The sequence below is a fragment of the Brevibacterium picturae genome, assembly GCF_030453725.1.
Classification (GTDB): Bacteria; Actinomycetota; Actinomycetes; order Actinomycetales; family Brevibacteriaceae; genus Brevibacterium; species Brevibacterium sandarakinum_A.
Window position 1 is genome coordinate 1 of the sequence record NZ_JAKDJU010000026.1, and the last position, 12,611, is coordinate 12,611.

Annotated in this window: 10 protein-coding genes; 7 read left to right on the top strand and 3 right to left on the bottom strand. The window is 62.9% G+C overall.

The genetic code is table 11. The features are described from left to right. Positions 1-108: 108 nt before the first annotated feature. From L0G76_RS04590 to L0G76_RS04600, 3 genes are read left to right on the top strand one after another with little or no spacing between them, the layout of a single operon-like run. Entirely contained in the window at positions 109-1,098 is a 990-nt protein-coding gene (locus L0G76_RS04590) for an AAA family ATPase (RefSeq protein ID WP_304356143.1), read from the top strand. Positions 1,099-1,102: 4 nt separating this feature from the next. Beyond that, positions 1,103-2,251: a DUF58 domain-containing protein gene (locus tag L0G76_RS04595; protein WP_304356144.1), complete on the top strand. Its 1,149-nt coding sequence runs from the start codon at positions 1,103-1,105 to the stop codon at positions 2,249-2,251. Further along, the gene (locus tag L0G76_RS04600; protein WP_304356145.1) at positions 2,215-4,590 is read left to right on the top strand and encodes a transglutaminase TgpA family protein; all 2,376 of its coding nucleotides are present in this window, start codon (positions 2,215-2,217) and stop codon (positions 4,588-4,590) included. The genes L0G76_RS04595 and L0G76_RS04600 overlap by 37 nt, the downstream gene beginning before the upstream one ends. Positions 4,591-5,110: 520 nt before the next feature. Here L0G76_RS04600 and L0G76_RS04605 read toward each other — a convergent pair. After that, positions 5,111-5,521, bottom strand: a complete 411-nt coding sequence (locus tag L0G76_RS04605; protein WP_304356146.1) for a DUF3040 domain-containing protein — start codon at positions 5,519-5,521, stop codon at positions 5,111-5,113. A 129-nt stretch (positions 5,522-5,650) separates the two neighbouring features. Continuing rightward, positions 5,651-6,910, bottom strand: a complete 1,260-nt coding sequence (gene dinB / locus L0G76_RS04610; protein WP_304356147.1) for a DNA polymerase IV — start codon at positions 6,908-6,910, stop codon at positions 5,651-5,653. A gap of 66 nt (positions 6,911-6,976) precedes the next feature. On the opposite strand from dinB, the gene L0G76_RS04615 reads away from it, so the two are divergent. Next, a complete protein-coding gene (locus L0G76_RS04615) occupies positions 6,977-7,519 on the top strand; it encodes a hypothetical protein (protein WP_304356148.1) in 543 nt (180 codons plus the stop codon). Further along, entirely contained in the window at positions 7,516-8,709 is a 1,194-nt protein-coding gene (locus L0G76_RS04620) for a polyprenyl synthetase family protein (protein ID WP_304356149.1), read from the top strand. The genes L0G76_RS04615 and L0G76_RS04620 overlap by 4 nt, the downstream gene beginning before the upstream one ends. A gap of 38 nt (positions 8,710-8,747) precedes the next feature. Here L0G76_RS04620 and L0G76_RS04625 read toward each other — a convergent pair whose 3' ends face one another. After that, positions 8,748-9,098: an Rv2175c family DNA-binding protein gene (locus L0G76_RS04625; protein WP_304356150.1), complete on the bottom strand. Its 351-nt coding sequence runs from the start codon at positions 9,096-9,098 to the stop codon at positions 8,748-8,750. A gap of 129 nt (positions 9,099-9,227) precedes the next feature. Between L0G76_RS04625 and L0G76_RS04630 the strand changes: the two genes are divergently transcribed. Together L0G76_RS04630 and L0G76_RS04635 are read left to right on the top strand one after the other, a co-directional pair. Continuing rightward, complete coding sequence (locus L0G76_RS04630; RefSeq protein WP_304356151.1) at positions 9,228-10,427, top strand: lytic transglycosylase; 1,200 nt, start codon at positions 9,228-9,230, stop codon at positions 10,425-10,427. Then, a complete protein-coding gene (locus L0G76_RS04635; protein WP_304356152.1) occupies positions 10,424-12,487 on the top strand; it encodes a protein kinase domain-containing protein in 2,064 nt (687 codons plus the stop codon). Before L0G76_RS04630 ends, L0G76_RS04635 begins: the two co-directional genes overlap by 4 nt. Positions 12,488-12,611: the final 124 nt, after the last annotated feature.

Here is a 12,611-nt window from a genome sequence, read left to right on the forward strand (position 1 = left end):
ATGTGGGGAGGGCCGGCGGGGCACGATGGTGGGCTCTGGAATGGCCGCCCGAAGGGCCGAAAGATGCCTGTGTGGATGCAGGGGGCGCGATAGGGGACAATGGGGAGCATGTCGATCAGCCAAGAAGGTACTCAGACCAATTCCGTGATCGGTGCCGAGCACATCGAATGGGTGCAGCAACTGACCTCGCGGGCACGCACGGCGATGAACGCCGTCCTCGAAGGCAAGGACGAAGCAGTCGGGCTGTCCCTGATAGCGCTCCTGGCCGGAGGCCATGTCCTTCTCGAGGACGTGCCCGGAGTCGGCAAGACTCTGTTGGCACGAGCCATGGGCAAGGTCGTCGACGGCTCGGTGCGACGCGTCCAGTTCACTCCCGATCTCCTGCCGACAGACGTCGTCGGCGTGAACCTGTTCAACCAGGAGACTCGACACTTCGAGTTCCGGCAGGGGCCGGTGTTCGCCAATATCGTCATCGCCGATGAGATCAACCGCGCCTCCCCCAAGACTCAGTCCGCAATGCTCGAGTGCATGGCCGAAGGGCAGGCCACCATCGACGGCGAGACGTACCATATGCCCTCGCCATTCATCGTCGTCGCCACTCAGAACCCGGTCGACATGGAAGGCACGTACGCGCTTCCCGAAGCACAGCGCGACCGCTTCATGACTCGCATCTCCCTGGGCTACCCCAATACCGCTGACGAGGTCGACCTCCTCGACAATCAGATCGAGCACGATCCGCTCTCCAGCGCGACTCCGGTGACCAGCCTCGAACAGATCAATCAGGCTCGGGAAATCGTCCGACATGTCAGTGCCACCCGAGAGCTGCGCGAATACATCGTGTCCCTGCTCCACGCCAGCCGCAATGATGAGTCGATCCTCCTCGGCTGCTCCCCCCGAGGTGGCGTCCACCTCCTCCGTGCGGCCAAGGCTCGCGCCGCCCTCTCGGGGCGCACCTTCGTGACCCCGGACGACATCCAGGCGCTGGCCCCGTTCATCCTGGCGCACCGGATCATTCCGCGCGATGGCGACGATTCCGAGCTGGCGACAGAACTGATCGGTCGGCTCCTGGCCCGAGTGCCCATTTCAACGGTTCAGTGACCACATGCGTCTGAGCACCTCAGGAATCATCTTCGTCCTCGCCGGAGCAGCGCTGATCGTCACTGCCTATCGGTTCGCGCTCCCGGGGCTGCTGCCTGCTGGGCTTCTGCTTCTGGCGCTGGTCCTCCTCTCAGCGCTGCTGATCACCTGGGGCACCCGCCGTGTGTCGATCGCACTCCGGACCGGGCTGCCCACGGTGGCGCTGCCTCAGTCCAGAGAGCGCCACCCGCTGGCCCACGAGGGAAAAGAGGTCCAGGTCGACGCCTTGGTGACCAACACAGGGCGCCTGGCCATCCCGAACTCGAAGATCGACTTCATCGCCGCCGAAGGGTTCGGTGACTCCACAGTCGGGAGAGTTCCCACTCTGGCCCACGGTGCGTCCCAGACCGTCCTGACGTCCTTCACTCCCAACCGTCGCGGACTCAGCGGAATTGACACCGTGCTCATGACGGTTTCGGGCCCCTTCGGCCTGGTCACAAGGAAGAAGAAGGTGCTCGCCGAGTACCCCATAGCCGTCTCTGTGCCGATCCTTCCCGCACGGATTCCCTCCGACTCGGCGATCCGACCGGCTCGTCTCGATGACGGCAAGGTGCGTGCCGGCCACACTGCTCGGGACTTCCATACGCGGGAGTACGTTCCCGGAGACGATCTCAGACACGTCCATTGGCCCAGCACCGCGAAGTCCGGTGAACTCATGGTCCGTCACGAAGCAGACGAGGAGACGCTCTACGCCCTCATCGTCATCGATCTCAAGGGTGATGACGATCATCCCGACGCTCTCGAGATCGAATTCCTCCTTGCCGCAGCGGCCGCCGCCGGGACAGCTTTCCTGCGTGCAGACTATGAGGTCTTCGTCGTCGCACCCGGCCACCAGATCAGGTTCAAAGGACAGCGAGATATCGACAGACTGCGATTGCTCACCGCCCTCGTCGAGGCCGGGAGTGTGAAACTGCCTTCCCACGATAACCCCAACCACATCGTCATCTGCGCCGTCGACGACGCTCGCGGCAACCAGCTGGCAACCCAGTTCTCCCGACGCGTTCCGGTGACCATCCGCAGCCTCGATGACATCACTGACCTGACGATGGTGGGACTGAGTGAGGACCTGCCCGATTCATGGACCACATTCGATTCGAAGCGGGTGAAGCGATGAACCCCGAAACCCGTGAAAACCCCGACAGACACTCTCCGGCTTGGCTCGAAGCCTGTGCCGTGTTCGTGGCCATGGTTTTGGCCGCAGTCGGGCTCTCCGCCGTCTTCTCCGATTTCGCGTGGCTTCCCTCTGTTCTCATCTCGATCCTCCTCATCGTTGTCATCGGCGCGATCTTCCGCAGCGTTCCCGTCCTGAGCGCCACCGGAGCTGCTGTCATCGCCCAGTGCGTCGTGGGCCTGATCACCGTCCTCGTGCTGTGCGCACCGAGTACGCTCATCCTCGGCTTCGTGCCCACCGGCAGTTCGTTCACCACCGTGATCGACCTCCTGTCCTCGGGAGTCGACGATCTCTACGGCACGACTCCCCCAGCGCCCAGCACCCCTGGCTTCACCGCGATGCTGACGATTGCGTTCACCCTGATCACCATCCTCATCGACGGACTCGTCTCCGACCTCAGAGCACCCAAGGTCAGCGGTGTTCTGCTCCTGGTGCTGTGGATGATCCCGGTCTTCTTCGCGCCCATTCAAGTGCAGTGGTGGCACGTTGTCGCGATCCTGGCGGCCTTCCTCATCCTCATACTCAGTCCGTACTTCCCGGCAACGAAGTGGCGCGGCGGTCTCACTGCGACCGTGGCAGGAGCCGTGGCCGTCGCACTCGGCGTCGGAGTTCCCGTGCTGCTTCCGGAGGTTCCGACTCTGCCCGACCGCGCGGCGAACGACAAGGGCGACCTCACCGTGACGAACCCGTTCCTCGACCTGCGTGCCGACCTCGGTGACCGTGACGGTTCGACCCTGTTCAACTACACGACGACCGAGTCCGAAGGCCGCCCGATCAGACTGACGTCGATCAATTCCTTCGATGGTCAGTCATGGGCACCGACTCCGTTCCCCCTCGACCCCTTCGCGATCGCGAACGAGGGTCTGCCCTGGCCGGAGGGACTCCCCCGGGACACGAACTACAGTGAAGAGCGCATCGACGTCACCATCACTGACGATTACGACCAGCAGTATCTTCCAACCCCGTACGCCCCTCAGCAGCCGACCGGTTTGGACCGGCGTTGGATCTATGACGAGGACTCCCTGACGGTCGTCGGCAACGGTGAGAAGTCAGGTGGGCAGGACTATTCGATGGAGTATCTGTCCATCAACCCTGACGTCAACGATCTGCAGAGCGCGACCCCCGTGGATTCCAGCGATTTCGAGACCGAACTCGAGGTCCCGGACAGCCTGCCTGCCAGTGTGCATGAGACTGCTGAGAAGGTCACGGCGGATGCGGACAACCAATGGGAAGCCGCGGTCCTGCTCCAGGCCTACTTCCGGGGAGGCGACTTCGAGTATTCGCTGGATGCTCCAGAACAAGCCAGCGGAGATGCGATCTCTGATTTCCTCGTCGACAAGAAGGGCTACTGTGTCCAGTTCTCGTCGGCAATGACGATCATGGCCCGAACGATGGGAATTCCGGCACGCATCGGCGTCGGCTTCGGCGAAGGCACCGAGAGCGGAGAAGGCTACGAGGTCAGCATGCAGGATTCGCACGCGTGGCCGGAACTGTATTTCGAAGGAGCCGGGTGGGTCCGTTTCGAACCCACCCCGGGCGGCCCCGCCGGCAGCCCCCCGAAGTGGACGGTCGCCAGCGGCAGCACCGGTGAGAACTCCGAAGACGATTCCGAAGAGACTTCGGCACCGACGGACGAGCCCACGGACGGTGCCCAAGAGTCCGAAGCGGCCGAGTCCGAGAGCCCCAGCGAAAGTGAGACGACAGCAGCTGGAGAAGCCACTGGGTCGAACATCAGTACGTACCTCTGGGCGGGTCTCATCGTGTTTGTGATCCTCCTGCTCGCAGCGATTCCCGCACTGTGGAGACTCATCCTGCGGCGCCGACGTACCAGCGACCCTGAACAGCTCGAAAAGGTCTGGACGGAAGTGCGGGCGCTGTCGACCGACTACGGTCAGAGTCTCGACCCGACCAGAACTCTGCGATTCAACGAACTCGTGCTGGCCAGCAGAGCCCAGGGCGGGACCGACGACTCCGGCGACGCCTCACCGGAGTCCGGTCCGCCGTCTTCTGGCGCAGGAGTCGATTCCAGTGACGAGTTCACCGCATTGCGCAGCCCGGCCCCGCCTTCAGGAACACGCAGCTCCGGAGCTGACACTGCGCTGTCGGCCTTCGTCAATGCGCTTGAATCGCAACGCTACGGTGGGAGGAAGGAGAGCATCTCGTCAGCAGAGGTCAATGCCCTCATCGACGAGGTCAGGACCGACCTTGCGGACAACGCTTCTCCCGGAAGTCGGATCACGGCCAGAATCTGGCCGGCCAGCATCTTCAATCCGCCGCGCTGATCAGCTGCCACTCTCGGTGGCCCGGATGCCTCAGACTCCGGGCCAGCGCCCGTTCAGGAGCGATCGCGAATGCTCGCAGTACGGTGTCCACCGACATGCACTCGCCCGCCGGCTGGCTGCGGACTGTCGAGCTGCGACCGGAGCTCACCCCGCGGACGGCCGAGTCTGCTGTCTGAGGCACTCTGCCGGTCACAGCCGCGATCCGTCACTGTCCGCCACGGTCACGGTCCGTCGCAGCCACAACCCGTTGACAAATCCGCAGAGCCACCCGCCGTCACACAATGACGGCTGAGGTTACTCGGCCTGCCAGTGTGTTGTGCAAGGATGTCGGATGCGACGACACCTGAGCTTGTCGATACGATGCCGGGCACGAAAAAGCGCCCTCTCGAAGGAGGACGCTTCACTGCTGTGCGATGGTGCGCTAGACGAAAACCGTACGGAATCTGCACGGTCAGACAAACGCTGCTCCGATTGGCCGGTTGCGAATCAATCTCACCGGCTCATTTGGCAGCCGCGAGAGTCATTCGCCGCGCTGGCGCTTCTCCCACCGGTCTTCGAGGCGGTTCATGAACCCAGCTGGTCCCTTCGCCTCGGACTTCGGACCGTTGGAAGGCTGAGCACGCTTCGTCTTGTCACCGATCTGACGCGGGCGGCTGAACGCCCAGTACATGCCGGCGACCATGAGACCGAAGCCGACGACGCCGAGGGCGATCCACCAGACGCTGCTTGCCACCATCCAGATGGCGAAGATCGTCGCGGCCAGCCCTGCCAGTGTCAGCAGAATACCCACCACGAATCGCTTCGCGGAGAATCCCGGCCCATTGGCTGCTGCCTGGGTTTCCGAAATATTGCGTGCGAAACGTGGGTCTTCACTGCGCAGCTGCTTCTCCAACTGGTCGAGCAGCTGCTGTTCGTGATCGGAGAGTGGCATCTCGAACCCCCGTTTCCTTCTCTGGCCTGATATCCCAATCATAGTCTCTGAACACCGAAAAAACATCTCGGGAGCCGTTGCATCGACCGGATTCCCACTGCGTCCTCAGACTATGGCGCACCTCACCGTCTATTCGTGGTCAGGACCCGCATTGTCGTGCTCGGGACGGTGTCTGAGCAGAGATGCCTGCGAGATCGCGGCAGTCCCGAACTTCTTCCGTACATCGTCGAGAGCGACTTCGGCTTCCCTGCCCGAATGCTCGGCCTCGTCCAATTTTGCCTGTCTTCCGCTGACTGCGAAATCCATGAGACCAGCTGCGCGGATGCCCAGCAGGCGAACGCCCTTCGGTCGCTGCTCCCGCAGATTCCTCATCGCCGGCCGCAGGGCCTCATAGATCTCGCGTGCCAGATCGGTGGGAGCATCGAGAGTGATTGATCGCGACAGCGTCGTGAAGTCTGCGAGCCGATATTTCAGCCCCAAGGTGGTGGCGACCTTGCCATCTGCTCGGACTCTGTACGCAACTTTGTCGGCCAACCTCAGAAGCTCGTGTTCGAGCTGACTCAGATCCCAGACGTCGTCACCGAAGGTGTGTTCGGCACTGATCGAGCGGTCTTTGACTTGTCTGTCCATCCCATGTGAGTCCATTCCGTGAGCGCTGCGCCACAGATGATGGCCTTGAGCGCCGAAGACCCGACCCGCCCATGCTTCGTCGACTGCTGCCAGATCGCCGATGAGGCGTATGCCGTACCGGAAGAACCCGTCCTTCGTCTTCTCTCCCACTCCCGGAAGAGCCTCGATCGGCATCGGATCGAGGAACTCCTGAGTCGCGGACAGAGGAACCAGCAATTGACCACGCGGCTTGGCGCGGGTGGAAGCAAGCTTCGCCACCACGCGGCTGCCGGCGATCCCCACAGATGCGCTCAAGCCCGTCCGGGTTTCGATCTCGGCTCTCAGCTCGGACGTGATCAGCACCGGAGACCCCAGCCTGCGCACCGCCCCGGAGACATCGATATAGGCTTCGTCGACACTGACCTGCTGAAAATCAGGAGTCACCTCAGCCACCAGGTCGAAGACCTTCTGGGAATACGAGGAGTACAGTCCATGAGACGGTGGAATCACCTCGGCGAAGGGACAGAGATTCATCGCCCGCGCCATCGGCATAGCCGCATGGACACCGAATTCCCGCGCCTCATAGCTGGCCGAGACCACAACCCCTCGCCCACTGCGACCACCGACGATGACGGGGCGGCCGAGAAGTTCCGGGCGACTCAAGAGCTCCACCGAGACGAAGAACGAATCCATGTCTAGGTGAAGCATCGTGGCACCGGTATCGTCCGTCCCGAGACGGCTCAGATCGCCACCGGAACGTGCCAGTTGTTTACGACTCATCGAGCACCCATGTGTCTGTGCCTGCTCCTTTCGGCTCCCGTCGCTCAGTCCGGGTAGTCTGTAGTCATGGTAACGCGCGCCACTGTCATGACATTGCCCCTCGCAGCCGCTCTCGCCCTCGCAGGATGTTCGGGACCGAACAACGAAGCGGCAGAAGGATCGCCCACTCCTGACGAGATCCAGTCCTCGGCCGCCGCTGCAACGACCGCAGACGCGGAGACCGCGAGCAGCGAACAGCCGAGCAAGGACTCCGGTGATGCCTCGACAGACGTCGAAGACCTCCCGGACTTCCTCAAGCCCTACCCTGACTCGACCGTGCTGTCGAGCGCTCTCGCGAAAGCCGAGAACGGAGATGATTCAGGAAAGCTTGAACAGGTCAGCCTGGTCATGAGCGCTCAGGCCGAGCCGAAGGACATCTTCGAGTTCTACTCCAAGGCGCTCAAGAAGGTCGGCTTCGAACCATATGGTGACGAGGTCAAGACGAAGAGCGCCCAGGTCGTGAACTTCCGGCACAAGGACAATGAGGGGCTGCTCGTCGTCACAATCGCCGAAGATCCCTCGGAGAAGTCGAACTCGATCGTGACGGTCGGCGGGAACATCGTTCCATGACGGGTGCCGACGAACCCTCAGCGGTTGGCACGGGGGCTGCGGAGACAGCAGAGAGGCCCGACCAGAACTGCATCGTCTCTGCACTCGACTCGCCGGAGTTCATTGCCGCCGAGGTCTCGACACGGCTCGAAGGTTTCCTGACATCGAAGGCAGCCGAGTTCCTCGCGATCTCACCGGACGCCGATGACATCGGCCGGGCTCTCCTCGAGTTCACCCGGGGCGGGAAGAAGATCCGTCCGGTTCTCCTGTGGTGGGGTTTTCAGCTGGCCGGCGGCGACCGTTCCCGGGATTCCCTGACCAGCAGTGTCGCCGATGCCGCCGGATCACTCGAACTGCTCCACGCAGCCGCACTCATCCATGACGATGTCATCGACCATTCCGATACGCGCCGCGGCAAACCGGCACTGCACCGACAGTTCGAGTCGCGACACTCTGAACTTCGCTACCGAGGCGGCGCCGAGCCCTTCGGGGTAGCCGCGGCAATCGTCATCGGAGACATCTGCCTCGCCCTCAGCGAAGAGCTCTTCGAGAAGTCCCAGACGATCTTGGGCATCACGCCCGTGGCCCGAGAGCTGCGGGCCACGCTCCGTCGAGACGTGATGGTCGGCCAGTACCTCGACGTCCTCGCCGAGGTGGTCCCGCTGGAGGACGAACGCATAGGCGAACGGGCATGGGAGGTCCTCAGCTACAAGTCGGCGAAGTATTCGGTCGAGCAGCCGCTCCTCCTGGGCGCCGCACTGGGAGGCGCGGATGACGAACAGCTCGAGGAGATCTCGAGGTTCGGTCTCCCCCTCGGCCAGGCATTCCAGTTGCGCGACGACGTGCTCGGCGTCTTCGGCGACCCTACTGCCACCGGGAAGCCAGCCGGCGATGACATTCGTGAGGGCAAACGCACGGTGCTCATTGCGGAAAGCATGAAGAACCTCGACCCCGAGCAGATACGCATCCTGGCCGCGCGCCTGGGTAACCCGAATCTTTCCGATGCCGAAGTCGGAGAATGCGTGGCCATGCTCACCGCCTCAGGAGGACTCGAAGCAGTCGAGTCCTCCATACGAGGCAAACACGAAGAAGCTCTGTCGGTGGTCCGAGACTGGGCGAGGGAAGGCTCTCGATCCCGCACGAGTATCGGACCGAACGCTCAGAAGCAGCTCATGGGCTTCGCAGAGGCTCTCAGCTTCCGGAAGAGCTGAGAGCGCTGTCGGAAGAGCTGAGGGAGCCGAGCGAAGTGCTAGAAGGCCAGAGCCTGTGCCCGGCGCCTGACCTCTTTGCGATTGCCGACCCGCAGCAGATCGATGGGGCGACCGGGAAGTGAATCGTCTGGGGTGAACAGCCAGTCAATGGACTCCTGGTCATCGAAACCCGCATCCCGCAGCGTACTCAGGGTGCCCTTCAACGAAGTGAGCACCGCACCGTCGACGAAGAACGCCGTCGGCACTCTCATCACCTTCGGCTTGCCATGTTTGTAGCCGCAGATCGCACCGTCTTCCATCAGCCTGTGCACCTGCGTGATGCCAAGACCTGTCGACTCCGCAATATCTGGCAATGTGGCCCAATCCTGGACGAGTTCTTCCGTATTCACATCCTCAATCCTAGCAATCTTTGCCAGAAACACCTCGCCATGCGGACTCGAATGCTCGGGTGCGGGCCGGGCACTCGATACTCTGGGGAGTGAACCTTCCCCATCCGATATGAAGTCAACAGGTGACAGATGACACGTACGCGACGGAATCCTCAGGTGCCCGTCACCGCCGCTCCTGACATCCGTGCTGCTTCGAAGGTGAATTCCACCGGTCCCATTCCGGGTTTCACCGACTCCGTTCCCACGGATAGTCACAACGCTGACGTCGACGTCGCCGAGGCTGCTCCCTCCCCTCACGTCGACGACCATGACACCACTCCCGACACGCTCACAGACACCCCTGCGTCGTCGTCCTCCACCGCGTCGTCGTCCTCCACCGCGTCGTCGTCCTCGCCCGCGTCGCCGCCGGCGACTGCGTCAGGGCCACAGTGGACGTCCGGGACCAACGGCGAGACCATTCCGGTCACTCACGGCGGCCGAACCTACAAAACCCGGCAAGGCGACACTCTGTACGCAGTAGCCAGCAAACACGGCGTCTCAGTACCCGCCCTGGCCGAGCTCAATCGCATCTCGCCGCGTCAGAATCTCCACCAGGGTCAGGTCCTGTCCCTGCCGGAGAAGAACGATCTGCCCGACACCGACCCATCGCATGTCGTCGAGCCGGGTGAAACGCTGCCCGGAATCGCCGCCCGCCATCAGATGTCTCCGGGCACGTTGCGTCGCGCAAATTCCATGGGCGACGATTCATTCCTCCAGGTCGGTGAACTGCTGCTGCTCAGAGATTCGACGGCACGACGGCACCGCACGGCGCCGGAGCCTCCGACCGATATTCCGCGTGTCGCCACGAGCGCGCAGGTCGAGGGCATCCGGGCGAACGTGCTGGCGGCGGCCCGTCTGAACAAGTTCACTCTGCTGCAGAGGACTCACCCGGCCCCGGCTCAGGCTCGCCTCGTCGTTGCGTCGATCGCCGAGGAGCTCGGTGCCGAACCGGCGCTCATGCAGGCTGTCGCCGCGCAGGAGTCCGGATTCCAGCAGACCACGGTCTCGGCGGGGAACGCCATCGGCATCATGCAGGTCACTCCACGCTCTGGCAGGTGGGCCAGCGACATCGTCGGACGCAGTCTCGATCTCCTCGATCTGGCCGACAACATCGTTGCGGGGACCGTCATCTTGGGGTGGCTGATCGAGACCGCGGAATCGGAGAACGAGGCACTCGCGGGCTACTATCAGGATCTGCGCTCCGTTCGATCCGAGGGTCTTCTGCCGGAGACGAAGGCCTTCGTCCGCGCCGTTCAAATGCAGCGACAGCGAATGCAGGAGGCGCTATGAGTGCCCGCACTGATCCGCTCATCGGCACCATACTCAATGACCGGTATCGCATCGATGCGAAGATCGCACGCGGTGGAATGGCCATGGTCTACCGCGGCACAGATCTGCGACTCGACCGCGAGATCGCGATCAAGGTCATGCACGAGCACCTCATCAGCGACGAGACCTTTGTCGAACGGTTCCGACGCGAGGCCATCAATGCCGGTCGGCTGACGCACCCGAACCTCGTCGCCATTCATGATCAGGCCCGCGACGGCGACACCGTCTACCTGGTCATGGAGTACCTGCCGTCTGTGACCTTGCGTCGCGAGCTCAAGCATCGGGGAACCTTCACCCCGCGGCAGGCGATCGTCGTCCTCGATGCGATTCTCGCCGCGCTCGAGGCCGTCCATTCCACGGGAATCATCCATCGCGATCTCAAGCCCGACAACGTCCTCCTCGGCACCGATGGTCAGGTCAAGCTCGCGGACTTCGGGTTGGCACGGGCTGTCACCACCGCGACGACGACCAAGACGCTGATCGGCACCGTCGGATATGTGGCGCCCGAGCTCGTCACTCGTACCGGAGCCGACGCCCGCACCGACCTCTACACCGTCGGCATCATGTTCTACGAGATGCTCACCGGGATGCAGCCTTATACGGATGAAGTTCCGATCCAGGTCGCCTACCGCCACGTTCACGATTCCGTGCCGCCCCCCTCGCACCAGGTCACCAGTCTCAGTCCCCGTCTCGATGCTCTGGTGCTGTGGGCGACATCGAAGGATCCCGTCGATCGTCCCGACGATGCTGCGGAGTTCCGCAATGCCCTCGCCGAGGCGCGGTCGGAGATGAGCGAAAGCGAGCTCGACCTCGGTGACCCCAATGTCGTCCCGGGTGAGCATTCACCTGCGCTGACGGCGAGCATCGACCTCGGAGCTGAGGCTCCGAAGGAGAAGCGATCACGCACCGACGAGATCCCCTACCTCGACAACGATGAGGACGAGGACAGCGACGACGCCGAGGCGCAGAACTCGGACGCTGACCCGGACACGGGTTCTGCTGCGGCAGCGGGCACCGTCGCGGCAGCGGGTGCTGCAGGTATCGGTGCGGCTGGGGCCGCGGCAGCGTCGAAGGACGACGTTGACGACCATGGTCCCGATGCCACGTCCCCGGACACCGACGATCACAATTCCGAGGACGAACCCGACGGCGAAGACGGCACTGAGGGGAAACCGGCAGTCGCCGCCGTTGCCGGGACAGCCTCGGCGAGTTCTGTTTCGACGCGCCGGCGCAGGCGACGCCTGGCCACGACAATCGGCGCAGCGGTGCTTGTCCTCGCCCTTGTTGCCTGGCTGGTCATCGTCAACCTCCCCGCTCCCACCTCCATCGTCCCCGCGCAGCTGGCGGGCAAAGATATTGACAAGGTGACCACGCAGATCGAGAACACCGGTCTCGAGGCCGATCCCAAGGAGGTCTACGACAACAGCGTCCCGGCCGGCGTCGTCATCGGCACGGAGCCCGTCGGCGGCTCCGAACTTCCACCCGAATCGATCGTCACGGTCGTCGTGTCCAAGGGCGAAGAGATGTTTGCAGTTCCCGAACTCAAGGGTCTCAGTGCCGACGACGCTGAGGCTGCCCTGAAGAAGGCAGACCTGGCACTCGGGAAGGTCGACGAGGAGTACAGCGACGAGGTCGACAAGGATGTTGTCATCTCGGCCTCGCAGAAGTCGGGCGAAGAACTGTCCAAGGACAGCACGGTCGATCTCGTCGTGTCCAAGGGCGTCAAACCGATTCCCGTGCCCAATGTCGAGGGTCTGACCTTCGAAGCCGCGTATGCCACTCTGGCCAAACGCGGGTTCCGCGTCGGCAAGGACAAGGTCTTCTCCGACGACGTCGCCAAGGGGAAAGTGGTCTCGCAGTGGCCGCGAAGCACCGAGGCGAAGCTCCCCAACTCCCTCATCATCGTCCGCATCTCCAAGGGCGAGGAGAAGAAGGACGAGTCCAAGGACGACAAGAAGGATGAGAAGAAGGACGACGGCAAAGACAGCAAAGAGGACGAGGATAAGAAGAAGGACGACTGATCCGTTCAGAATCCTCCTGAGGCTGAATGAAACCGGTGGCCGTGCGAATGAGTCGCACGGCCACCGGTTTCTACACTGTCACAGCGGAGATTCAGCATCGTCGGAGCAGACGAGTCGACGACTG

Coding starts and splice junctions, on each gene's coding strand:
- L0G76_RS04590 (WP_304356143.1), top strand. CDS start 109: ATGTCGATCAGCCAAGAAGGTACTCAGACCAATTCCGTGATCGGTGCC.
- L0G76_RS04595 (WP_304356144.1), top strand. CDS start 1,103: ATGCGTCTGAGCACCTCAGGAATCATCTTCGTCCTCGCCGGAGCAGCG.
- L0G76_RS04600 (WP_304356145.1), top strand. CDS start 2,215: ATGGACCACATTCGATTCGAAGCGGGTGAAGCGATGAACCCCGAAACC.
- L0G76_RS04605 (WP_304356146.1), bottom strand. CDS start 5,521: ATGCCACTCTCCGATCACGAACAGCAGCTGCTCGACCAGTTGGAGAAG.
- dinB (WP_304356147.1), bottom strand. CDS start 6,910: ATGAGTCGTAAACAACTGGCACGTTCCGGTGGCGATCTGAGCCGTCTC.
- L0G76_RS04615 (WP_304356148.1), top strand. CDS start 6,977: ATGGTAACGCGCGCCACTGTCATGACATTGCCCCTCGCAGCCGCTCTC.
- L0G76_RS04620 (WP_304356149.1), top strand. CDS start 7,516: ATGACGGGTGCCGACGAACCCTCAGCGGTTGGCACGGGGGCTGCGGAG.
- L0G76_RS04630 (WP_304356151.1), top strand. CDS start 9,228: ATGACACGTACGCGACGGAATCCTCAGGTGCCCGTCACCGCCGCTCCT.
- L0G76_RS04635 (WP_304356152.1), top strand. CDS start 10,424: ATGAGTGCCCGCACTGATCCGCTCATCGGCACCATACTCAATGACCGG.